Below are 22,341 nucleotides of genomic sequence, written 5' to 3'. Positions count from 1 at the left end.
TGGATTAGGATTATTCCTAATAAGCTATGCGACGAAATGAAATTAAAAAAATCACAAACTCGTCGGGTCAGTTATCGGTTAATTATGATATGTCTTATTACGATGACAGAAAATAAATAGATCAGCAATAAGCGTAATTTATGATTTTTACACCAAAATGAAAAAGGCCGCTAATGCGGCCTTTTTATAGGATGAAACCGGTATCAGTGATGTTCTACCGAGTGATTATGCTCGATATCGTCACTCTTGCGGCTAAAGCGGCGGCGAACCACCACAAAGAACACCGGTACGAAGAAGATAGCGAGAACGGTCGCGGTGACCATACCCCCCATTACACCTGTACCTACGGCGTTCTGCGCACCGGAGCCCGCACCTGAACTGATAACCAGCGGCATAACACCGAGGATAAACGCCAGAGAGGTCATCAGGATTGGACGAAGACGCATACGTACCGCTTCAAGCGTCGCCTCAATCAGGCCTTTACCTTCTTTCTCCATCAGGTCTTTGGCGAATTCAACGATAAGTATCGCGTTCTTCGCCGACAAGCCAATGGTTGTCAGCAGACCTACCTGGAAGTACACGTCGTTGGTCAAACCACGGAACGTTGCGGCAAGCAGCGCACCGATAACCCCGAGCGGTACCACCAGCATAACGGAGAACGGAATTGACCAGCTCTCGTACAACGCTGCCAGACACAGGAAGACCACGATTAGCGAGATCGCATACAGGGCAGGGGCCTGGTTACCGGACAGACGTTCCTGATAGGACATACCGGTCCAGTCATAGCCGATACCTGAAGGCAGCTTGCTGGCCAGTTGCTCCATCATCAGCATCGCTTCACCAGTACTTTTACCCGGCGCAGCCTGGCCGAGAATTTCCATCGACGGTAGACCGTTGTAGCGTTCCAGACGTGGAGAACCATATTCCCAACGCGAGGTCGAGAAGGCGGCAAACGGAACCATCTGGCCATTACTGCCACGTACGTACCAGTTATTGATATCACCTGGCAACATACGGTATTTCGCTTCTGACATCAGATACACTTTCTTCACACGACCACGGTCGATGAAGTCGTTCACGTAGCTACCGCCCCAGGCGGCACCCAGTGTGGTATTGATGTCACTGATGGAAACGCCCAATGCCTGTGCTTTTTCCTGATCGATATCAACCTTGAACTGTGGCGTATCTTCCAGACCGTTAGGACGAACGCCGACCAGCAGGTCAGGATGTTTCGCCACTTCACCGAACAACTGGTTACGTGCCTGAGTCAGTTTTTCATGTCCCAGACCGGCCTGGTCAATCAGCTGGAAGTCAAAGCCGGTTGCGGTACCCAGTTCAACAATCGCTGGCAGGTTAAAGGCGAACACCATCGCATCTTTAATCTTCGAGAAGGTGCCCATTGCACGGCCGGTAATCGCCTCAACTTTGTTCTCTGAGCCTGGACGTTCTGACCAGTCTTTCAGGGAGACGAAGGCAATACCGGTGTTCTGACCACGACCCGCAAAGCCAAAGCCGTTAACCGCAAACACGGATTCAACGTTCGCTTTCTCTTTGGTGAGGTAGTAGTCCGTCACTTCATCCAGCACTTTCTGGGTACGTTCTTGTGATGCACCGGCCGGAAGCTGCGCCATCGTCAGGAACACGCCCTGGTCTTCATCTGGCAGGAACGAACTTGGCAGACGAACAAACAAATAGGCCATGCCGACCACGATGATGATATAGAGCAGCAGGTAACGACCGGTGCTGCGCAGGATATTCCCTACGCTGTCGGTGTAGTGGTGCGTGCTCTTATCAAATACGCGGTTAAACCAGCCGAAGAACCCTTTTTTGTGCTCCCCATGATCGCCTTTTGCAATTGGCTTCAACATGGTGGCACACAGCGCTGGCGTCAGGATCAACGCCACGAGCACGGAAAGAGCCATTGCCGACACGATGGTGATAGAGAACTGACGGTAAATTGCCCCGGTTGAACCACCGAAGAAGGCCATCGGGATAAATACCGCTGACAGTACCATCGCGATACCGACCAGTGCGCCCTGGATCTGGCCCATTGATTTACGGGTTGCTTCTTTCGGCGGTAGCCCTTCTTCGGCCATCACACGTTCAACGTTCTCGACAACGACGATGGCATCATCCACCAGCAAGCCGATGGCCAGTACCATCCCGAACATCGTCAGGGTGTTTATCGAGAACCCAAAGGCCGCGAGGATAGCAAACGTCCCCAACAGTACAACCGGCACCGCGATGGTTGGAATCAGCGTTGCACGGAAGTTTTGCAGGAACAGATACATGACCAGGAATACCAGGATGATCGCTTCTGCCAGCGTTTTAACCACTTCGTGAATCGAAATTTTTACGAACGGCGTGGTGTCATACGGATAAACGATCTTCAGACCTGACGGGAAGTACGGCTCCATCTTCTTCAGTTCTGCGCGGATAGCCGTCGCGGTGTCCAGGGCGTTAGCCCCTGTCGCCAGTTTGATACCCAGACCAGACGCTGGTTTGCCGTTAAACTTCGCAATAACGTCGTAGTTTTCGCCACCCAGTTCTACTTTTGCTACGTCACGCAGACGAACCTGGGAACCATCCTGATTCACTTTCAGCAGAATTTTGCTGAACTCATCGGCGGAGGTCAGACGGGTTTGCGCAATGATCGACGCGTTAAGTTGCTGGCCTTTCACCGGTGGTGTACCACCTAACTGACCGGCTGCAACCTGGGCGTTCTGTGCTTTGATGGCGCTGATCACGTCAACCGGCGTCAGCTGGAAGTTGTTCAGTTTGTTTGGATCCATCCAGATACGCATCGCGTACTGGGAACCGAACAGCTGAACATCACCCACACCGGAAGTACGGCTGATGGTGTCCTTCATGTTGGCACCTACGTAGTCGGAAATATCCTCCTGCGTCATGGTCCCGTCGGTGTTGATAACGCCAACAACCATCAGGAAACTACTGGATGCTTTCTCAACGCTCACACCCTGTTGCTGTACTTCCTGTGGCAGCAGCGGCATAGCCAGCTGCAGTTTGTTCTGCACCTGAACCTGGGCGATGTCAGGATCCGTACCGGATTCAAAGGTCAGCGTGATTGTCGCCGTACCGGTGGAGTCACCGTTAGACGACATATACATCAGGTGATCGATACCGTTCATGTTCTGTTCGATAACCTGCGTCACGGTGTTTTGTACCGTTTCTGCATCTGCGCCGGGGTAGGTGGCAGTGATCGCGATAGCCGGTGGCGCAATGGTCGGATATTGCGCGACAGGCAGCTTCAGGATCGCAAGTCCCCCGGCTAGCATGATAATGATGGCGATCACCCACGCGAATATGGGGCGATCGATAAAGAAATTAGGCATGTCTTAACGGCTCCTGTTTAAGTTAAGACTTGGTTTGTTCTGACTGACCACCGGCTGCGGCTTGTTGTTTCTCGTCAGATTTGACTTCCTGCGCTTTGACCTGCGCGCCAGGACGTACTTTTTGCAAACCGGTAACAATTACGCGATCGCCATCTTTCAGACCTTTAGTGACCAGCCATTTGTCGCCAATCGCCTGCGTGGCAGTGATTTGACGCGTTTCGACTTTGTCATCAGCACCTACCACCAGTGCACTCGCATCGCCACGCGGCGTACGGGTTACACCCTGCTGTGGAACCAGCAGTGCGGTTGGGTTAGTCCCTTCTTCCAGACGAGCGCGAACAAACATACCTGGCAACAGCGTGTGGTCAGGGTTCGGGAAGATTGCACGTAAGGTGATAGAACCGGTGGTCTGGTCGACCGTCACATCAGAGAATTCCAGCGTACCTGACTGCGGGTATTTGACACCGTCATTGGTAACCAGCTCCACTTTCGCTTTGCCGTTTTCCTGTTCCAGAGTGCCGTTTGCCAGCTCTTGTTTCAGACGCAGGAAATCGTTGCTGGATTGGGTGACGTCAACGTAGATCGGATCAAGCTGCTGCACGGTGGCCAGCGCAGTGCTTTGCCCGTTCTGCACCAGAGCGCCTTCCGTCACGGAAGATTTACCAATGCGTCCGCTAATAGGGGAGGTCACTTTGGTATAGGCCAGGTTGATACGCGCAGTTTCGACAGCCGCTTTTGCTGCCACGACGGCCGCGTTGGCTTGCTGGGCATCGGCCAGAGCAGTATCGTAATCCTGTTGACTGATGTATTGCGTGCCGAGCAGTTTTTTATAGCGGTTCAGCGTCAGTTGGGAGATTTTGGCTGCAGCTTCTGCTTTCGCCAGATCGCCTTTTGCACTTTCGTATGCGGCCTGGTAGGTAGCAGGATCAATCTGATACAGAGAGACACCCCCTTCAATATCTCCCCCTTCGGTGAAGTTACGTTTCAGGATAATGCCACTTACCTGAGGACGAACTTCTGCAACACGATAAGCGTTTGTGCGGCCAGGTAATTCTGTTGTGATCTGGAGAGGTTCGGATTTGAGCGTCACGACGCCAACTTCTGGCATCTGCTGAGCTCCTTGTTGAGCCTTTTTGTCGTCACATCCTGTAAGCGCTAAGCTGCCTGAGAGCATCAGAACGACCGCCAGAGGCGTTAACCCTCTGTTTTTGTTCATATGTAAACCTCGAGTGTCCGATTTCAAATTGATCAATGGTCCTGGGTCCCAAAACCCATTGCTGCGTTTATATTATCGTCATGCTATGGTACATACATTCACAAATGTATGTAAATCTGACTCCTGTAAATTCACTGGCATATGGCACGAAAAACTAAACAACAAGCATTGAGACACGTCAGCACATCCTGGACGTTGCAATGCGTTTGTTTTCTCAGCAAGGGGTATCGTCAACCTCGCTGGCTCAGATTGCTCAGGCCGCCGGTGTGACGCGGGGAGCAATTTATTGGCATTTTAAAGACAAGTCAGACCTGTTTAGTGAAATCTGGCAACTTTCAGAAGCCAGTATTAGCGATCTAGAGATTGAGTATCGGGCAAAATTCCCCGACGATCCACTCTCAGTATTAAGAGAAATATTAGTATATATCCTTGAAGCAACGGTAGTTGAAGAACGTCGCAGGTTAATGATGGAAATCATCTTTCATAAATGTGAGTTCGTGGGGGAAATGGCGGTGGTCCAGCAGGCACAACGCAGCCTGTGCCTGGAGAGTTACGACCGTATCGAACAGACGCTGAACCAGTGTATAAAAGCAAAGATGTTACCGACCAACCTGTTGACTCGCCGGGCGGCTATTTTGATGCGCAGCTATATTTCTGGTTTGATGGAAAACTGGCTTTTTGCCCCGCAGACATTCGATCTCAAAGAGGAAGCGCGTAGCTATGTCGCGATTCTGCTGGAAATGTGCCAATTTTGCCCGACGCTTCGTGGTGACGCGACACAGCTAACTACCTGAACTGTTTTTAAGAATTATCCCAGAGGTCTATGTTCGCGCTATTCTGCTTCAGGCGGGCGTGATATCCTGCACGCCGGACTATTTTTGGTCATCTTCTGACATTATTCACGACTATGCTGCACATCAATCGCTCGCAACACCCTGTTCTTGCCTTTCTTTTTGCGACGCTGTTTTTCTTCGCAACAGCACCGCTTTCCTGGGCCCGCGCTGATAACAGCACGGATATCCCTTCGCGTGCTGATGTTCAGTCGCAACTCGATACCCTGAGCAAACAAAAAGATCTCTCTCCTCAGGAAAAACTCATCCAGCAGGATCTGATGGAAACGCTGGAATCGATTGATAAAACTGAGCGTGTCAAAGCGGAAACCGCGCAACTGCGTCAGAAGGTCGCGCAGGCCCCCGATGCCATGCGTAAGGCAACAGATGCCCTGAGTGCCCTGAGTGACGTCGATAACGATGATGAAACCCGCAAAACGCTTGCGACGCTTTCATTGCGTCAGCTGGAGTCGCGGGTTGCGCAATTACTCGACGACCTGCAAACGGCACAGGCCGATCTCGCAACGTATAATAGCCAGCTGGTCTCACTGCAAACTCAGCCAGAACGCGTGCAGAACTCGATGTATGTCGCATCTCAGCAACTGCAGCAAATTCGCAATCGCCTGAACGGAACAACGGTTGGCGAAGGTGCTTTACGCCCGACGCAGCAAACATTACTGCTGGTTCAGCAGTCCTTAATCAATGCGCAGATTGAACAGCAGCGTAAAAGCCTGGAAGGGAATACGGTGCTGCAGGATACGCTGCAAAAACAGCGTGATTATGTCACCGCGAATATTAATCGTCTGGAACATCAGCTTCAGTTGTTGCAGGAGGCGGTGAACAGCAAGCGTCTTACGCTGACGGAAAAAACCGCGCAGGAAGCCGTATCGCCGGACGAAACCGCCCGTATTCAGGCTAATCCGCTGGTGAAACAGGAGCTGGATATTAACCACCAGCTGAGCCAGCGCCTGATTCAGGCGACAGAAAACGGTAACTCGCTGGTTCAGCAAAATATCAAAGTGAAAAACTGGCTGGATCGCGCGCTCCAGGCTGAGCGCAATATTAAAGAGCAGATTGCCGTCCTGAAAGGCAGTCTTCTGCTGTCACGTATTCTCTACCAGCAACAGCAGACGCTGCCCTCTGCTGACGAGCTGGAGGATATGACCAACCGCATTGCTGATTTACGTCTGGAACAATTTGATGTGAACCAGCAGCGCGACGCGCTTTTCCAGAGCGATGCTTTTGTCGCCAAAGTGGAAGAGGGCCATTCCAGTGAAGTGAACCCTGAAGTTCACGACGCGCTGTTGCAGGTGGTGGATATGCGCCGCGAGCTGCTCGACCAGTTCAACAAACAGCTAGGCAACCAGCTGATGATGGCGATTAACCTGCAAATTAACCAGCAACAGTTAGTGAGCGTCTCTAAAAGCCTGCAGGAGATTTTGACTCAGCAAATTTTCTGGGTGAACAGCAACAAACCGATGGACTGGGACTGGGTGAAATCCTTCCCTGAGACGCTGAAAACCCAGATCAAGAGCATGAAAATTACCGTGAACTGGGAGAAAGCCTGGCCTGCGGTGATGATTGCCTTCCTGGCGGGGTTACCGCTGTTGCTGATTGCAGGTCTCATTCGTTGGCGTCTGGCCTGGATGAAAAAATACCAGGCGAAGCTGGCGGCTGAAGTGGGGCAGTTGCGAAACGATAGCCAGCTCCACACGCCAAAAGCGATCCTGATTGACCTGATCCGTGCGCTGCCGGTGTGTCTGCTCATCCTGGCCGTTGGTCTTATTCTGCTCACGATGCAGCTCAACGTCAGCGATTTGCTGTGGGCCTTCAGTAAAAAACTGGCGCTGTTCTGGCTGGTGTTTGGCCTGTGCTGGAAAGTGCTGGAAAAAGACGGCGTTGCGGTACGTCATTTCAACATGCCAGAGAAACTGACCAGCCACTGGCGTCGTCAGATTGTGCGTATCAGCCTGGCGCTCCTGCCGCTGCATTTCTGGTCTGTTGTGTCTGAGCTTTCTCCGCTGCACCTGATGGACGACGTGCTGGGGCAACTGGTCATTCTGCTGAACCTGCTGCTGATCGCCATACTGATGTGGCCAATGTGCCGCGATAGCTGGCGTGATAAAGAGTCCCACAATATTCGTCTGGCCACCGTAACGGTGCTGGCGATAATTCCGCTGGCGCTGATGGTGCTTACGGCAACGGGTTACTTCTATACGACGCTGCGCCTGTCCGGGCGCTGGATTGAAACCGTCTATCTGGTGATCGTCTGGAACCTGCTTTACCAGACGGTACTGCGTGGCCTGAGCGTGGCGGCTCGCCGTATCGCTTATCGTCGTGCCATTGCCCGCCGTCAGCATCAGGTTAAAGAGGGCGCTGAAGGCGCGGAGCCACAGGAAGAACCTACCATCGCGCTGGAGCAGGTTAACCAGCAGACGTTGCGCATTACCATGCTGGTCATGGTCGCGCTGTTTGGGGTGATGTTCTGGGCTATCTGGTCTGATTTAATTACCGTGTTTGCTTATCTCGACAGCGTCACGCTCTGGCAGTACAGCGGAACGGAAGCGGGTGCCACGGTGATGAAAAGCGTGACGATGGGCAGTCTGCTCTTCGCGCTGGTTTCGTCGATGGTCGCCTGGGCGCTGATCCGCAACCTGCCTGGGTTGCTGGAGGTGCTGGTGCTGTCACGCCTGAACCTGCGTCAGGGGGCATCGTATGCCATCACCACCATCCTGAACTACGTCATCATTATTGTCGGTGCGATGACGGTCTTCGGCTCGCTTGGCGTCTCGTGGGATAAACTGCAGTGGCTGGCCGCTGCGCTCTCTGTTGGTCTTGGTTTTGGTTTGCAGGAGATCTTCGGTAACTTCGTTTCTGGCTTGATCATTCTGTTTGAGCGTCCGGTACGTATTGGCGATACCGTGACCATCGGCACCTTCTCCGGTACCGTCAGCAAGATCCGTATTCGCGCCACCACGATCACCGACTTCGATCGCAAAGAGGTGATCATCCCGAACAAAGCCTTCGTGACCGAACGTCTGATCAACTGGTCACTCTCTGATACGGTCACCCGCGTAGTGATCCGCCTGGGCGTAGCCTACGGTTCGGATCTGGATAAGGTAAAAGAGGTACTGCTACAGGCCGCGGCTGAACATCCGAAGGTGATGCACGATCCGGCCCCATCGGTCTTCTTCACCACCTTTGGCCCAAGCACGCTGGATCACGAGCTGCGCTTATACGTGCGTGAGCTGCGCGACCGCAGCTTTGCCGTTGATGAGCTGAACCGCGCTATCGATCGTCTGTGCCGTGAAAACGACATTAATATCGCTTTCAACCAGCTTGAGGTTCACCTGCGTAATGAAAAAGGTGATGAGCATACGGAAGTGAAGCGCGAGATTAAGGGTGATGATCCTACTCCTGCATAATCCATATTCCCTCTGCTCTGAGGGGGCGAGGGAATGGTTTTCTCCCTCTCCCTCAGGGAGAGGGGCGGGGTGAGGGCAATTTCCCCTCAAAATCCCGCTTCACTATCTCCAGCGCCTTCAGCACCGTCTCCGCCGGGATGTCATGATTCTCCAGCAGCATGATTAAATCGACGGCCAGTTTGACCTCGTCGGGTGCATTTTCCAGTGACATCTGTGTGGCTCCTTTTAACGGGTCAGGCGTTCAATCACGCGTTCGATTTCATCCAGCGCCTGCCGACAGCGATTGATTCGACCTTCCAGTGCGCTAATTTCCCGCATTAATAACTGCTGTTCTTCCAGCGTTTCGCTGGTGTTCAGGCGCGTTTCTCGCTCACGCTTCATCTCAAACAGACGACGTTCGAACTCCTGGTGCTCCAGCCGCTTGCGCTGCCATTTGCCGAGCCCCGGTGATGCACTGTCCCAGGCACGCAGCGGCCAGGTGGCAATTTCGCGGTGCAGGGCGGAGATCTGTCCGGTGAGATGTTCCGCAAGCCAGGCCACCTGTTCCTGATTTTCGCTCTCTACCGCGTGGCGAAGCTCGTCGAGATGGGTCTGCGCTTCAGCAAGATAATCCTGGATTAACGTACTGCGGGTGCGGAAAAGCTGTCGATCAAAGCGCGGTTTCAGCGTGGCGTGCCCCATCAGCGGTGTAGCCTGCGCCCGCAGAGCAGTCAGCTGGTTTTGCAGCGTCTCAAGAAGCAAGGCTGTTTTCAATGCGCTCTCCAGTGGTAAAGTAGCCGTTCAGTTTGATAACGATTCGCATTATGCAGCGTACTATTTTAATCATCATTGGCTGGTTCGCGGTAGTGCTTGGCACGCTGGGTGTCGTTTTGCCCTTACTGCCGACCACGCCGTTTATCCTGCTGGCGGCCTGGTGCTTTGCCCGCTCGTCGCCGCGCTTTCACCACTGGCTGCTGTACCGTTCGTGGTTTGGCGGTTATCTGCGCCACTGGCAAAAACACCGGGCAATGCCGCCTGGAGCCAAACCGCGTGCGATTGCCGTTATTCTTATCACCTTTGCCATTTCATTATGGCTGGTGAAAATGATGTGGGTGCGCATCCTGCTGTTGGCGATCCTGGCCTGCCTGCTGATTTTCATGTGGCGGATCCCCGTGGTTGATGAAAAGCAACAAAAGCACTGATGCCTTATAATGGCTGTTGCAATTATTGCGCACAGACAGTAAATTCGACCGTTTTCGAGCACAGGTGCGCCTGGTTAAAGGTTATACAATTGTTACCTTGGCCGACTTTTTGCGCACTGTGAGTCACACTGTTTTATTTAGGCACAAACCGATGACCGCAACTGCACAGCAGCTTGAATATCTGAAAAACAGCATCCAAAGCATCCAGGACTACCCAAAACCTGGCATTCTTTTCCGTGATGTCACCAGCTTGCTGGAAGACCCGAAAGCGTACTCGCTCAGCATTGAACTGCTGGTAGCGCGTTATAAAAACGCCGGGATCACCAAAGTAGTAGGTACCGAAGCCCGCGGCTTCCTGTTTGGCGCACCGGTTGCGCTGGCACTGGGCGTAGGCTTTGTGCCGGTACGTAAACCGCGTAAGCTGCCGCGTGAAACCATCGCTGAAGTTTACGAGCTGGAATACGGTACCGATCAGCTGGAAATCCACGTAGATGCCATCAAACCGGGCGATAAAGTGCTGGTGGTTGACGATCTGCTGGCGACCGGTGGCACCATCGAAGCGACCGTGAAGCTGATCCGTCGTCTGGGTGGTGAAGTCAGCGATGCGGCCTTCATCATCAACCTGTTCGATCTGGGTGGCGAACAGCGCCTGGCGAAACACGGTGTTACCAGCTACAGCCTGGTGCCTTTCCCGGGTCATTGATCCCGGTTTTCACAACCTCGCTCAACGGGTGAGGTTGTGATAGCATTCCCCTCCATAAATTCACCTTCCAGCGTTGCAGAGCCTGCCCATGAGTTATCAGGTGTTAGCCCGTAAATGGCGACCACAAACCTTTGCTGACGTTGTCGGTCAGGAACATGTGCTGACGGCCCTGGCGAATGGCTTGTCGCTAGGTCGCATTCATCACGCCTATCTTTTCTCCGGCACTCGCGGCGTCGGTAAAACCTCTATTGCCCGTTTACTGGCAAAAGGTCTGAACTGCGAAACCGGGATCACCGCGACGCCGTGTGGCGTGTGTGATAACTGCCGTGAAATTGAGCAGGGCCGCTTTGTCGACCTGATCGAAATCGACGCCGCCTCACGCACCAAAGTTGAAGATACCCGCGATCTGCTGGACAACGTGCAGTATGCCCCGGCGCGTGGCCGCTTCAAGGTCTACCTGATCGATGAAGTACACATGCTGTCGCGCCACAGCTTCAACGCCCTGCTCAAAACGCTGGAAGAGCCGCCTGCACATGTGAAATTCCTGCTGGCGACTACCGATCCGCAAAAGCTACCGGTCACCATTCTGTCGCGCTGCCTGCAGTTCCATCTTAAGGCGCTGGACGTTGAACAGATCCGTGCTCAGCTTGAACATATTCTCGACGAAGAGAAAATTGCCCACGAACCGCGCGCTCTGCAACTGCTGGCACGTGCGGCAGACGGCAGCCTGCGTGATGCGTTAAGCCTTACCGATCAGGCGATAGCCAGCGGTGACGGCAAACTCTCGACCGATGCAGTCAGCGCTATGCTTGGCACGCTGGACGACGATCAGGCGCTGTCCCTCATCGAAGCGATGATTGCCGCCAACGGTGAGCGTGTGATGTCGCTGGTTAACGCGGCAGCTGCCCGTGGTGTCGAATGGGAAGCGCTGCTGGTCGAGATGCTCAGCCTGCTGCACCGCGTGGCAATGCTGCAGCTTTCTCCGTCAGCCATCGGCGCAGATATGGCGGCCATCGAACAGCGGATGCGTGAACTTGCCCGCACCGTGCCGCCTGCTGACGTTCAGCTTTACTATCAGACGCTGCTGATTGGCCGCAAAGAGTTACCGTTCGCGCCAGACCGCCGCATGGGCGTCGAAATGACCCTGCTGCGCGCGCTGGCGTTCCATCCGCGGATGCCGCTGCCCGAACCGGAAGTACCACGGCACTCTTTTGCCCCTGCAGCACCCGCTACGGTGATGTCGCCTCAACAGGTGCTACCGCAGCCGACGCCACCACCGCCACAAAATGTGCCGCTGTCGGATGCCACCAGTTCGGTGCTTGCCGCGCGAAGCCAGTTACAACGTGCGCAGGGAGCAACCAAACCAAAAAAGAGTGAACCGGCAGCGCCAGGAAGAGCGCGGCCGGTAAACAACGCCGCGCTTGAACGACTGGCCTCGGTAACGGAGCGTGTACAGTCGCGCCCGGCACCGTCCGCGCTTGAGCAAAAAGCCCCGGTGAAAGAAGAGGCTTACCGCTGGAAGGCGACCACCATCATCGAAGAGGTGAAAGAAGAGGTCGCCACGCCGAAAGCGCTGAAAAAGGCGCTGGAGCATGAAAAAACGCCGGAGCTTGCAGCGAAGCTCGCTGAAGAGTCCATTGAGCGTGACGCCTGGGCCGCTGAGGTTAGCCAATTGCATCTGCCGAAGCTGGTGGAGCAGGTTGCGCTGAACGCCTGGAAAGAGCAGGAGGGCAACACGATTTGCCTGCACCTGCGTCCGGGCCAGCGGCATCTGAATTCCCCGGGCGCGCAAAAAGCGCTGGCTGAGGCACTCGCCACATTACAGGGTGCGCCGGTTGAATTGACTATCATTGAAGATGATAATCCGGCGGTGCGCACGCCACTGGAGTGGCGGCAGGCCATTTATGAAGAAAAACTCGCGCTCGCGCGTGAGTCGATTATTGCGGATAACAACATTCAGACTCTGCGTCGGTTCTTCGATGCCGATCTGGATGAAGAGAGTATTCGCCCCATTTGATCGTGAGTCTGACTTACGGTTGTAATCATTAAACGTGAAAAAAGAGAGAAGCCTATGTTTGGTGGAAAAGGCGGTCTGGGTGGCCTGATGAAGCAGGCTCAGCAGATGCAGGAAAAAATGCAGAAGATGCAGGAAGAGATTGCTCAGCTGGAAGTCACGGGTGAATCCGGTGCCGGTCTGGTCAAAGTGACCATCAACGGTGCGCACAACTGCCGCCGCGTTGAGATCGACCCAAGCCTGCTCGAAGACGACAAAGAGATGCTGGAAGATCTGGTTGCTGCCGCGTTTAACGATGCTGCGCGCCGTATCGACGAAACCCAGAAAGAGAAAATGGCTTCTGTTTCCAGTGGTATGCAACTGCCGCCGGGCTTCAAGATGCCATTCTGATGCAAACCAGTCCGCTGCTCACGCAGTTAATGGAAGCACTGCGCTGCCTGCCGGGCGTTGGCCCAAAGTCGGCGCAGCGCATGGCGTTTACGCTCTTGCAGCGCGACCGCAGCGGCGGGATGCGCCTGGCGCAGGCTTTGACCCGCGCCATGTCAGAAATTGGTCACTGTGCGGATTGCCGTACTTTTACCGAGCAGGACGTGTGTGACATCTGCTCGAATCCGCGTCGTCAGGAAAATGGTCAGATTTGTGTGGTGGAGAGTCCGGCGGACATCTACGCCATTGAACAGACCGGGCAGTTTTCTGGCCGCTATTTCGTGCTGATGGGGCATCTCTCCCCGCTGGACGGTATCGGTCCGGACGATATTGGTCTTGACCGCCTTGAACAGCGTCTGGGATCGGAAACGATCAACGAGGTGATCCTCGCCACCAACCCGACGGTGGAAGGGGAGGCAACCGCCAACTACATTGCTGAGCTGTGCGCGGAGTCAGGCGTTGACGCCAGCCGTATCGCCCACGGCGTGCCGGTAGGGGGTGAGCTGGAGATGGTGGACGGTACCACGCTGTCGCACTCTCTGGCCGGACGCCACAAGATTACTTTCTGACCAAACGGAGGTTGCCCCGGTGACCTCCGCTTGAAAATTCACTCCTTTATCCCCATCTCTCACTCAACGTTTTAAAACCCCATTAAATGGCATTGTTGAGGTCGACTTAGATGAAAGGACAAGAAACCCGTGGTTTCCAGTCAGAAGTAAAACAGCTTCTGCACCTGATGATCCATTCCCTGTATTCCAATAAAGAAATCTTCCTGCGTGAGCTGATTTCCAACGCCTCGGATGCGGCGGACAAGCTGCGCTTCCGCGCGCTGTCCAATCCGGATCTGTACGAAGGCGACGGCGAACTGCGCGTGCGCGTCTCTTTTAATAAAGAGAACCGTACGCTGACCATCGCCGATAACGGCATTGGTATGAACCGCGACGAGGTGATCGACCACCTCGGGACTATCGCCAAATCCGGCACCAAAGCGTTCCTCGAATCTATGGGTTCTGACCAGGCGAAAGACAGCCAGCTGATTGGTCAGTTCGGCGTGGGCTTCTACTCGGCGTTCATCGTGGCAGACAAAGTCACTGTGCGCACCCGTGCGGCAGGTGAAAGTGCGGAAAACGGCGTATTCTGGGAATCTCAGGGCGAAGGTGACTACACCGTTGCGGACATCACCAAAGCGGATCGCGGTACTGAAATCACCCTCCATCTGCGCGAAGGCGAAGATGATTTCCTGAATGACTGGCGTGTACGCTCAATCATCAGCAAATACTCCGATCACATTGCGCTGCCGGTTGAGATTGAAAAACAGGAAGAGAACGACGGTGAAACGGTTGTCTCCTGGGAGAAGATCAACAAGGCACAGGCGCTGTGGACGCGCAACAAGTCTGAAATCAAAGACGACGAATACAACGAATTCTACAAGCACATCGCCCACGACTTTACCGACCCGCTGACCTGGAGCCACAACCGTGTGGAAGGTAAGCAAGAGTACACCAGCCTGCTGTACATCCCGGCACAGGCACCGTGGGATATGTGGAACCGCGATCACAAGCACGGTCTGAAGCTGTACGTGCAACGCGTGTTCATTATGGACGACGCTGAGCAGTTCATGCCGAACTATCTGCGTTTCACCCGTGGCCTCATCGACTCTAACGATCTGCCGCTGAACGTCTCCCGTGAAATCCTGCAGGACAGCACCGTTACCCGCAACCTGCGTAACGCGCTGACCAAACGTACGCTGCAGATGCTGGAAAAACTGGCGAAAGACGACGCGGAAAAATACCAGACCTTCTGGAAACAGTTCGGCCTGGTGCTGAAAGAAGGCCCGGCGGAAGACTCGGCTAACGTTGAAGCTATCGCTAAGCTGCTGCGCTTTGCCTCCACGCACACTGACTCTTCCGAGCAAAATGTGTCGCTGGAAGCGTACATCTCCCGCATGAAAGAAGGGCAGGAGAAAATCTACTACATCACCGCTGACAGCTACGCTGCGGCGAAGAGCAGCCCGCACCTGGAGCTACTGCGTAAGAAAGGCATTGAAGTGCTGCTGCTTTCTGACCGCATCGACGAGTGGATGATGAACTACCTGACCGAGTTCGACGGTAAAACCTTCCAGTCCGTTGCTAAAGCTGACGAGTCCATCGACAAGCTGGCGGATGACGTGGATGAAACCGCGAAAGAGGCCGAGAAGGCGCTGGAGCCGTTCGTTGAGCGCGTGAAAACCCTGCTGGGCGACCGCGTGAAAGAGGTGCGTTTCACCCACCGTCTGACCGACACCCCGGCGATTGTGACCACTGATGCCGACGAAATGGGCACTCAAATGGCTAAACTGTTCGCGGCTGCGGGCCAGGCAATGCCAGAAGTGAAATACATCTTCGAGCTGAACCCGGATCATCCGCTGGTGAAGCGTGCGGCAGATACCCAGGACGAAGCTCACTTCGCCGAGTGGGTTGAGCTGCTGCTGGATCAGTCCCTGCTGGCCGAGCGTGGCACGCTGGAAGATCCTAACCAGTTCATTAAGCGCGTGAATGCGCTGCTGTTGGCGTAACTGACCACACCTCCCCTGGTCTTCTCCCTTTCTCTGTGGGAGAGGGCCGGGGTGAGGGCACCAGACCGTACTCTCCCAAATTATCTCCCCCATTAACCGTTTCAGCCGTCCCGCCTTCCTTGAGCGATACCCATTCTGGTGGTATTGTTTAGCGCTTTTTGAAAAATTGAACCAACTTTTGAGGGGATTTTCGCAATGCGTATTATTCTGCTTGGCGCTCCGGGCGCGGGTAAAGGAACTCAGGCTCAGTTCATCATGGAGAAATACGGTATTCCGCAAATCTCCACCGGTGACATGCTGCGCGCCGCTGTTAAATCTGGCTCCGAGCTGGGTAAACAAGCAAAAGACATCATGGACGCAGGCAAACTGGTAACCGACGAGCTGGTTATTGCTCTGGTTAAAGAGCGCATTGCTCAGGAAGATTGCCGTAACGGTTTCCTGTTGGACGGCTTCCCGCGCACTATCCCACAGGCTGATGCCATGAAAGAAGCGGGCATCAACGTTGACTACGTACTGGAGTTCGATGTGCCAGACGAGCTGATCGTTGACCGTATCGTAGGCCGCCGTGTACACGCTGCCTCTGGCCGCGTTTACCACATCAAATTCAACCCACCTAAGGTTGAAGGCAAAGACGACGTGACTGGCGAAGAGCTGACCACCCGTAAAGATGACCAGGAAGAGACCGTGCGTAAACGTCTGGTGGAATACCATCAGATGACGGCACCACTGATCGGCTACTACTCTAAAGAAGCTGAAGTGGGCAACACAAAATACGCGAAAGTAGACGGTACCCAGGCCGTTGCTGACGTTCGTGCAGAGCTGGAAAAAATCCTCGGCTAATTGCATCTTTCTCACCCGGGAACGGGTGAGAAAAATTCTCATCTCACCTATTACAGCAATGGGTTCCGTTTAGACGCATTTCCGCTACAATTGACAACCATTCAAATGGTTAAGAGGCGTGAATGAGTCAGGCGAAAACCGGCATCCTGCTTGTCAATCTGGGGACTCCAGAGGCACCCACTCCAACGGCAGTAAAACGTTACCTGCGACAGTTTTTAAGCGACACGCGCGTCGTGGATACCCCGCGTTTGTTGTGGTGGCCGTTGCTGCGTGGCGTCATTCTGCCAATTCGTTCTCCGCGTGTGGCAAAGCTCTACCAGTCCGTCTGGATGGAAGAGGGATCGCCGCTGATGGTCTACAGCCGTCGCCAGGAAAAAGCGCTGGCCGCCCGTCTGACGGATATGCCTGTGGTGCTCGGTATGAGCTACGGTAACCCTTCGCTGGAAAGCGCAGTAGACTCACTGCTCGCTCAGGGCGTTGACCACCTGGTGGTACTGTCGCTTTATCCGCAGTATTCCTGCTCTACGGTGGCTGCCGTCTGGGACGAACTGGCGCGCATTCTGGCGACCCGCCGTCGTATTCCAGGCGTCACCTTTATTCGCGATTACGCCGATAACGAGCTGTATATCAAAGCGCTCGCCAGCAGCGCGCGCGCATCGTTTGAAAAACATGGCGAGCCGGATCTCCTGTTACTTTCGTATCACGGTATCCCGCAGCGCTTCGCCGATGAAGGGGATGATTACCCGCAGCGTTGCCGTGATACCACCCGCGAACTGGTTTCTGCGCTTGGGCTACCGCCAGAGAAGGTGATGATGACCTTCCAGTCGCGCTTTGGCCGCGAGCCGTGGCTTACGCCGTATACCGATGAAACCCTCAAAATGCTGGGTGAGAAGGGTGTGAAGCATATTCAGGTGATGTCCCCGGGCTTCTCGGCGGATTGTCTGGAAACGCTGGAGGAGATTGCTGTGCAGAATCGGGAAATTTTCCTTGAGGCTGGTGGAGCGAAGTATGAATACATTCCTGCACTTAACGACTCGCCTGAGCATATCGACATGATGGTGTCGCTGGTGATGAAAAGCCGCTGATCGCGCTAAAGGCCGGGTTTGTGCTACCATTCCCGGCCCATAATCATTGCATAGTTCAGACCATGAAATTTCCCGGCAAACGTAAATCCAAACACTACTTTCCTGTTAATGCCCGCGATCCGCTGCTGCAGCAAATTCAGCCGGAAAATGAAACCAGTGCCGCATGGGTGGTCGGTATAGATCAAACGCTGGTGGACATTGAAGCAAAAGTGGATGATGCGTTTGTCGCGCGTTACGGTCTGAGCGCCGGGCATTCTCTGGTCATTGAGGATGACGTTGCTGAAGCGTTGTACCAGGAGCTGGTGCGTGAAAACCTGATCACGCATCAGTTTGCCGGGGGTACCATCGGCAACACCATGCACAACTACTCCGTGCTGGCAGATGACCGTTCCGTCCTGCTTGGCGTGATGTGCCGTAATATCGAAATCGGTGGCTACGCCTACCGTTACCTCTGCAACACCTCCAGCCGTACCGACCTGAACTATTTACAAGGCGTCGACGGGCCAATCGGCCGCTGCTTTACGCTGATCAGCGATTCCGGTGAACGTACCTTTGCCATCAGCCCTGGTCACATGAACAAACTGCGTGCCGAGAGCATCCCGGAAGAGGTGATCGCGGGTGCGTCGGCACTGGTGCTGACGTCCTACCTGGTACGCTGTAAGCCGGGTGAACCGATGCCGGAAGCGACCATGAAGGCAGTGGCATACGCGAAGAAATACAACGTACCGGTAGTACTGACGCTGGGTACCAAATTTGTGATTGCCGATAACCCTGAGTGGTGGCAAGCATTCCTGAAAGAACACGTCTCGATTCTGGCGATGAACGAAGAAGAGGCTGAGGCGTTAACTGGTGAAAGCGATCCGCTGCTGGCGTCCGATAAAGCGCTGGACTGGGTGGATCTGGTGCTCTGCACCGCCGGGCCAGTTGGGCTGTATATGGCGGGCTTCACCGAAGAAGAGAGCAAACGCAAAACTCAGCATCCGTTGTTGCCTGGTGCGATCGCCGAGTTCAACCAGTACGAATTTAGCCGTGCCATGCGCCACAAAGACTGTACGAACCCGCTGCGTATTTACTCTCACATTGCGCCGTATATGGGTGGGCCAGAGAAAATCATGAACACCAATGGTGCAGGCGACGGTGCGCTGGCGGCGTTGTTGCACGACATTACCGCCAATGCCTACCACAAAACCAACGTGCCGAATTCCAGCAAGCACAAATTCAGCTGGCTGACCTATTCGTCACTGGCACAGGTGTGTAAGTACGCTAACCGCGTGAGTTACCAGGTGCTGAACCAGCATTCTCCGCGCTTAACGCGTGGCCTGCCGGAAAGGGAAGACAGTCTGGAAGAGGCGTACTGGGACAGGTAGGTAAAAGCAAAACGGCAACACTGTTGCCGTTTTTAGTATTTGTTCCCTCTCCCTGTGGGAGAGGGCCAGGGTGAGGGCAGCAGGCCGCAGAAATCTTACCGCATCACCGCCTCTTCAACTGGCGGCTTCTCCAGCAGCGTCAGCATCGTATTCGCAATTTCCCGCTCGCCCATCACTACCTGGTTAGCTCCGCGCTCTGTAATGTACTCCACTTCGTCGTCATAATGCGCCCGGGCGATAATCTCGATATGAGGGCACTTTGCGCGCGCTGAGGCCACAATCTCACCGGCTTCGTAGCCGTTCGGAATGGTCAGCAGCAGCCAGCGTGCGCACTCCAGGTGCGCCAGATGCATGGTTTCTTCATTGGCGGCATTGCCCAGCACTGCCTGGATGTTGCGTTCGCGCAGTTCATCTACACGGGTGCGTGAGGTTTCAATCACCACCAGCGGAATACCCTGTGCCATCAGTTTCTCACCCAGCAGACTACCCACGCGGCCAAAGCCGACCAGCAGCGCATGATTGCAGATATCCACCGGGATCTGTTTCTCTTCTTCTATCGCCTCTTCCAGCGTCTGCTCTTCAAGGGTTTCGGTTTTATCGAGGTATTTTTCCAGCAGCGCGAACAGCACCGGGTTCAGCATAATGGAGAGGATTGCCCCCGCCAGCACCAGATTTTGCCCCGCCTGCGGCAGCAGGTTCAGCGCCATACCCAGACCGGCCAGAATAAAGGCGAATTCACCAATCTGCGCCAGGCTGGCGGCGATGGTCAGCGCCGTACGCGGCGAGTGACCAAACAGGCGCACCAGGAAGAAAGCCGCAACCGACTTGCCAAAGATGATGATCGCCAGCGTACCCAGCACGGCCAGCGGTTGTTGAATCAGGATCAGTGGGTCGAACAGCATCCCGACGGAGACAAAGAACAGTACAGCGAAAGCATCACGCAGCGGCAGGGTGTCGTGCGCGGCACGATGGCTCAGCTCGGATTCGTTCAGCACCATCCCGGCGAAGAACGCGCCAAGCGCAAAGGAGACATCAAACAGCTCGACGGCACCAAAGGCGATACCCAGCGCCAGGGCGAGCACGGAAAGGGTAAACAGTTCGCGGGAGCCGGTCGCTGCGCTGCGGGACATGATCCACGGTACAAGGCGACGCCCCACCAGCATCATAATGGCGATAAAGGCAACAACCTTACCGATGGTGATGCTCATATCCAGCGCCAGTGAAGCGAAGCCGACGTTATCTTTTTCCATCATCCCGGCGACAGCTGGCAGTAAAACCAGCGTCAGCACCATCACCAGGTCTTCGACAATCAGCCAGCCTATTGCGATTTGTCCGCGCTGGCTGTCTATCAGCTGCCTCTCTTCAAGCGCACGCAGCAACACCACGGTACTGGCGGTTGAAAGACACAGCCCAAAAACGATCCCGGTCATCAGTGACCAGCCCAGCACTGCCGAAAGCGCCATTCCCAGCAGCGTCGCCACCCCGATCTGGGCGATCGCTCCCGGTATGGCGATAGACTTTACCGCCATCAAATCCTTCAGTGAAAAATGCAGACCAACGCCGAACATCAGCAGGATCACGCCCAATTCCGCCAGCTCGGGAGCCAGTTTTGTATCCGCCACAAAACCTGGCGTAAATGGCCCTGCCAGCACACCCGCTAACAGATAGCCCACGAGAGGAGAAATGCGCAGTTTATTGGCAATCATGCCGAGGATAAAAGCGAGCACAAGTCCACCAACAATGGTGGTGATAAGCGGTGTGGCGTGATGCATTCCGTCTCCTTTTCGTAGTGGGTGTTCCATTTTGGGCAAAAAAATCCAAATACCGGGTAATAGTTTATGACAATTTTTACGCTTATGTTTATGAATAATTGTTGAAGTTTGAATAAAACAGCAACATGCGTGAAAAAAAGGAAGGTTGTGACAAATTAAGAGAGGGATGAAGAGGAAACCCTTATGGGATAAGGGGATCAGGTCGCTAAAGTTAAACTTTAGCGACCATCAAATCATGCTTTATGACGGTTGTCAGGCAGGAATACGGTCAACATCCCCAAAAGTGGCAGGAAAGCGCAGATTTTATAAACCAGGAAGATACTGGTGTGATCGGCAACCATCCCTAATACCGCTGCGCCCAGGCCGCCCATACCGAAGGCGAAACCGAAGAACAGACCGGAAACCATGCCGATTCGCCCGGGTAAAAGCTCTTGTGCATAGACCAGAATGGCCGAAAAAGCCGAGGCCAGAATAAAACCAATGATGACGGTCAAAATCCCTGTCCATTCAAGGCTGGCGTACGGTAAAACGAGGGTAAATGGGGTAACACCCAGGATAGAGCCCCAAATGACATATTTACGGCCAATCTTATCGCCAACAGGCCCGCCAATCACCGTTCCTGCAGCGACGGCAAACAGGAAAGCAAACAGGTGGATCTGGGCATTCTGGACAGATAAGCCGAACTTTTGCATCAGATAAAAGGTGTAATAGCTGCTGATGCTTGCCATGTAGAAGTATTTCGAGAAAATCAGGATCAACAGCACCGATATCGCCAGGATAATCTTATTCCGGGGAAGAGGGTTGATGACCTTCGCTTTAGGTTTACCTTTATTCACGCGATGCTGAGCGGCATACCAGCGGCTGATCTGCGCAAGCACGATAATGGCCAGCAGTGCGGCCAGAACAAACCACGCCACGTTGCCTTTGCCGTAAGGGGCAATAATCACTGCCGCCAGCAGGGGGCCGAGGGAGCTACCAAAGTTACCCCCTACCTGGAACAGAGACTGCGCCAGCCCGTGACGACCGCCGGAGGCCATACGTGCCACGCGGGACGATTCCGGGTGGAAGACCGATGAACCGGTCCCCACCAGCGCGGCGGCGATCAGTACCGCTTCAAAGCTACCGGCCATCGCCAGCAGAACCAGCCCGCTTAAGGTGAAGCACATACCAACCGGCAGTGACCACGGCATCGGGTATTTGTCCGTCCAGTAACCTACGACGGGCTGCAGCAGCGAGGAGGTGAGCTGGAAGGTCAGGGTGATCATCCCGATCTGCACAAAAGTTAACGAAAACTCGGACTGTAGCAGCGGGTAGATTGCCAGGATCAGCGACTGGATCATGTCGTTGAGCAGATGAGAAAGACTGATTGCGCCTAAAACTTTAAAGGAAGTGCGCGATTTCGGCGGTGACGCCGGAGAGCCTGAAACAGGCTGGGTTGATTCACTGATTGCCATAAATACCACGTCATCTGTTATCAGAAATGCAGGGTGTAATTATTATCCAACTAACATACCTGTCTGTGGCATTTGAAGAAAGTCGCAATTTTTAAAACTTATTTGTCTATTCTTGTTACTC

The 22,341-nt window shown here is 54.2% G+C and carries 15 protein-coding genes, 2 pseudogenes and 1 other annotated feature; of the genes and pseudogenes, 11 read left to right on the top strand and 6 right to left on the bottom strand.

Translation table 11 applies throughout. The features are described from left to right. Positions 1 to 203: 203 nt before the first annotated feature. Together acrB and acrA are read right to left on the bottom strand one after the other, a co-directional pair. Entirely contained in the window at positions 204 to 3,353 is a 3,150-nt protein-coding gene (gene acrB, locus ACHHZ6_RS08815; protein ID WP_395122104.1) for a multidrug efflux RND transporter permease subunit AcrB, read from the bottom strand. A 22-nt stretch (positions 3,354 to 3,375) separates the two neighbouring features. Next, positions 3,376 to 4,569 carry a multidrug efflux RND transporter periplasmic adaptor subunit AcrA gene (gene acrA, locus ACHHZ6_RS08810; protein ID WP_395122103.1) on the bottom strand — a complete coding sequence of 398 codons (1,194 nt, stop codon included), beginning with the start codon at positions 4,567 to 4,569 and terminating at the stop codon, positions 3,376 to 3,378. Between the two features lie 141 nt (positions 4,570 to 4,710). On the opposite strand from acrA, the pseudogene acrR reads away from it, so the two are divergent. Together acrR and mscK are read left to right on the top strand one after the other, a co-directional pair. After that, positions 4,711 to 5,363: pseudogene (acrR, locus tag ACHHZ6_RS08805) on the top strand (multidrug efflux transporter transcriptional repressor AcrR). Positions 5,364 to 5,476: 113 nt separating this feature from the next. Next, positions 5,477 to 8,824: a mechanosensitive channel MscK gene (gene mscK / locus ACHHZ6_RS08800; RefSeq protein WP_395122102.1), complete on the top strand. Its 3,348-nt coding sequence runs from the start codon at positions 5,477 to 5,479 to the stop codon at positions 8,822 to 8,824. A 42-nt stretch (positions 8,825 to 8,866) separates the two neighbouring features. Here the strand turns inward: mscK and rsmS are convergent. Continuing rightward, positions 8,867 to 9,035, bottom strand: a pseudogene (rsmS, locus tag ACHHZ6_RS08795) (pleiotropic regulatory protein RsmS); the annotation flags it as partial. Between the two features lie 14 nt (positions 9,036 to 9,049). Next, positions 9,050 to 9,577: a primosomal replication protein N'' gene (priC, locus tag ACHHZ6_RS08790; protein ID WP_182919510.1), complete on the bottom strand. Its 528-nt coding sequence runs from the start codon at positions 9,575 to 9,577 to the stop codon at positions 9,050 to 9,052. Between the two features lie 50 nt (positions 9,578 to 9,627). Between priC and ACHHZ6_RS08785 the strand changes: the two genes are divergently transcribed. The 9 genes from ACHHZ6_RS08785 (at position 9,628) to ACHHZ6_RS08745 (ending at position 18,994) form a co-directional block, all read left to right on the top strand. Continuing rightward, on the top strand, positions 9,628 to 10,005 hold the full coding sequence (locus tag ACHHZ6_RS08785) for a DUF454 family protein (RefSeq protein WP_395122101.1): 378 nt from the start codon (positions 9,628 to 9,630) through the stop codon (positions 10,003 to 10,005). A 151-nt stretch (positions 10,006 to 10,156) separates the two neighbouring features. Further along, positions 10,157 to 10,708 (top strand): adenine phosphoribosyltransferase, encoded by a 552-nt coding sequence (apt, locus tag ACHHZ6_RS08780; protein ID WP_182919512.1) that lies wholly within the window; start codon positions 10,157 to 10,159, stop codon positions 10,706 to 10,708. Positions 10,709 to 10,796: 88 nt separating this feature from the next. After that, the gene (gene dnaX, locus ACHHZ6_RS08775; protein WP_395122100.1) at positions 10,797 to 12,725 is read left to right on the top strand and encodes a DNA polymerase III subunit gamma/tau; all 1,929 of its coding nucleotides are present in this window, start codon (positions 10,797 to 10,799) and stop codon (positions 12,723 to 12,725) included. After that, positions 12,055 to 12,119: a sequence feature (DnaX frameshifting element), on the top strand. It overlaps the preceding gene by 65 nt. A 54-nt stretch (positions 12,726 to 12,779) precedes the next feature. Then, complete coding sequence (locus ACHHZ6_RS08770; RefSeq protein WP_003858972.1) at positions 12,780 to 13,112, top strand: YbaB/EbfC family nucleoid-associated protein; 333 nt, start codon at positions 12,780 to 12,782, stop codon at positions 13,110 to 13,112. Next, positions 13,112 to 13,717 carry a recombination mediator RecR gene (gene recR / locus ACHHZ6_RS08765; RefSeq protein WP_182273984.1) on the top strand — a complete coding sequence of 202 codons (606 nt, stop codon included), beginning with the start codon at positions 13,112 to 13,114 and terminating at the stop codon, positions 13,715 to 13,717. Before ACHHZ6_RS08770 ends, recR begins: the two co-directional genes overlap by 1 nt. A 110-nt stretch (positions 13,718 to 13,827) precedes the next feature. Then, the gene (htpG, locus tag ACHHZ6_RS08760) at positions 13,828 to 15,702 is read left to right on the top strand and encodes a molecular chaperone HtpG (RefSeq protein WP_395122099.1); all 1,875 of its coding nucleotides are present in this window, start codon (positions 13,828 to 13,830) and stop codon (positions 15,700 to 15,702) included. A 195-nt stretch (positions 15,703 to 15,897) separates the two neighbouring features. After that, complete coding sequence (gene adk, locus ACHHZ6_RS08755) at positions 15,898 to 16,542, top strand: adenylate kinase (protein ID WP_182273986.1); 645 nt, start codon at positions 15,898 to 15,900, stop codon at positions 16,540 to 16,542. Positions 16,543 to 16,664: 122 nt separating this feature from the next. Further along, entirely contained in the window at positions 16,665 to 17,627 is a 963-nt protein-coding gene (gene hemH, locus ACHHZ6_RS08750; protein ID WP_182273987.1) for a ferrochelatase, read from the top strand. 62 nt (positions 17,628 to 17,689) lie between these two features. Continuing rightward, entirely contained in the window at positions 17,690 to 18,994 is a 1,305-nt protein-coding gene (locus ACHHZ6_RS08745; RefSeq protein WP_182273988.1) for an inosine/guanosine kinase, read from the top strand. Positions 18,995 to 19,089: 95 nt separating this feature from the next. Here ACHHZ6_RS08745 and ybaL read toward each other — a convergent pair whose 3' ends face one another. Further along, complete coding sequence (gene ybaL / locus ACHHZ6_RS08740) at positions 19,090 to 20,766, bottom strand: YbaL family putative K(+) efflux transporter (RefSeq protein WP_182919515.1); 1,677 nt, start codon at positions 20,764 to 20,766, stop codon at positions 19,090 to 19,092. Positions 20,767 to 20,999: 233 nt separating this feature from the next. After that, positions 21,000 to 22,220, bottom strand: a complete 1,221-nt coding sequence (locus tag ACHHZ6_RS08735) for an MFS transporter (RefSeq protein ID WP_182273990.1) — start codon at positions 22,218 to 22,220, stop codon at positions 21,000 to 21,002. Between the last annotated feature and the right edge of the window lie 121 nt (positions 22,221 to 22,341).

It is taken from the genome of Enterobacter cloacae complex sp. 2024EL-00214 (assembly GCF_043945575.1).
GTDB classification, from domain to species: domain Bacteria; phylum Pseudomonadota; class Gammaproteobacteria; order Enterobacterales; family Enterobacteriaceae; genus Enterobacter; species Enterobacter cloacae_P.
This window is presented reverse-complemented; position numbering and strand designations above follow the sequence as displayed.

Excerpts from the sequence above, each read along its gene's own strand:
- acrB (WP_395122104.1), bottom strand. The coding sequence starts at position 3,353 with ATGCCTAATTTCTTTATCGATCGCCCCATATTCGCGTGGGTGATCGCC.
- acrA (WP_395122103.1), bottom strand. The coding sequence starts at position 4,569 with ATGAACAAAAACAGAGGGTTAACGCCTCTGGCGGTCGTTCTGATGCTC.
- mscK (WP_395122102.1), top strand. The coding sequence starts at position 5,477 with ATGCTGCACATCAATCGCTCGCAACACCCTGTTCTTGCCTTTCTTTTT.
- ACHHZ6_RS08785 (WP_395122101.1), top strand. The coding sequence starts at position 9,628 with ATGCAGCGTACTATTTTAATCATCATTGGCTGGTTCGCGGTAGTGCTT.
- apt (WP_182919512.1), top strand. The coding sequence starts at position 10,157 with ATGACCGCAACTGCACAGCAGCTTGAATATCTGAAAAACAGCATCCAA.
- dnaX (WP_395122100.1), top strand. The coding sequence starts at position 10,797 with ATGAGTTATCAGGTGTTAGCCCGTAAATGGCGACCACAAACCTTTGCT.
- ACHHZ6_RS08770 (WP_003858972.1), top strand. The coding sequence starts at position 12,780 with ATGTTTGGTGGAAAAGGCGGTCTGGGTGGCCTGATGAAGCAGGCTCAG.
- recR (WP_182273984.1), top strand. The coding sequence starts at position 13,112 with ATGCAAACCAGTCCGCTGCTCACGCAGTTAATGGAAGCACTGCGCTGC.
- htpG (WP_395122099.1), top strand. The coding sequence starts at position 13,828 with ATGAAAGGACAAGAAACCCGTGGTTTCCAGTCAGAAGTAAAACAGCTT.
- adk (WP_182273986.1), top strand. The coding sequence starts at position 15,898 with ATGCGTATTATTCTGCTTGGCGCTCCGGGCGCGGGTAAAGGAACTCAG.
- hemH (WP_182273987.1), top strand. The coding sequence starts at position 16,665 with ATGAGTCAGGCGAAAACCGGCATCCTGCTTGTCAATCTGGGGACTCCA.
- ACHHZ6_RS08745 (WP_182273988.1), top strand. The coding sequence starts at position 17,690 with ATGAAATTTCCCGGCAAACGTAAATCCAAACACTACTTTCCTGTTAAT.
- ybaL (WP_182919515.1), bottom strand. The coding sequence starts at position 20,766 with ATGCATCACGCCACACCGCTTATCACCACCATTGTTGGTGGACTTGTG.
- ACHHZ6_RS08735 (WP_182273990.1), bottom strand. The coding sequence starts at position 22,220 with ATGGCAATCAGTGAATCAACCCAGCCTGTTTCAGGCTCTCCGGCGTCA.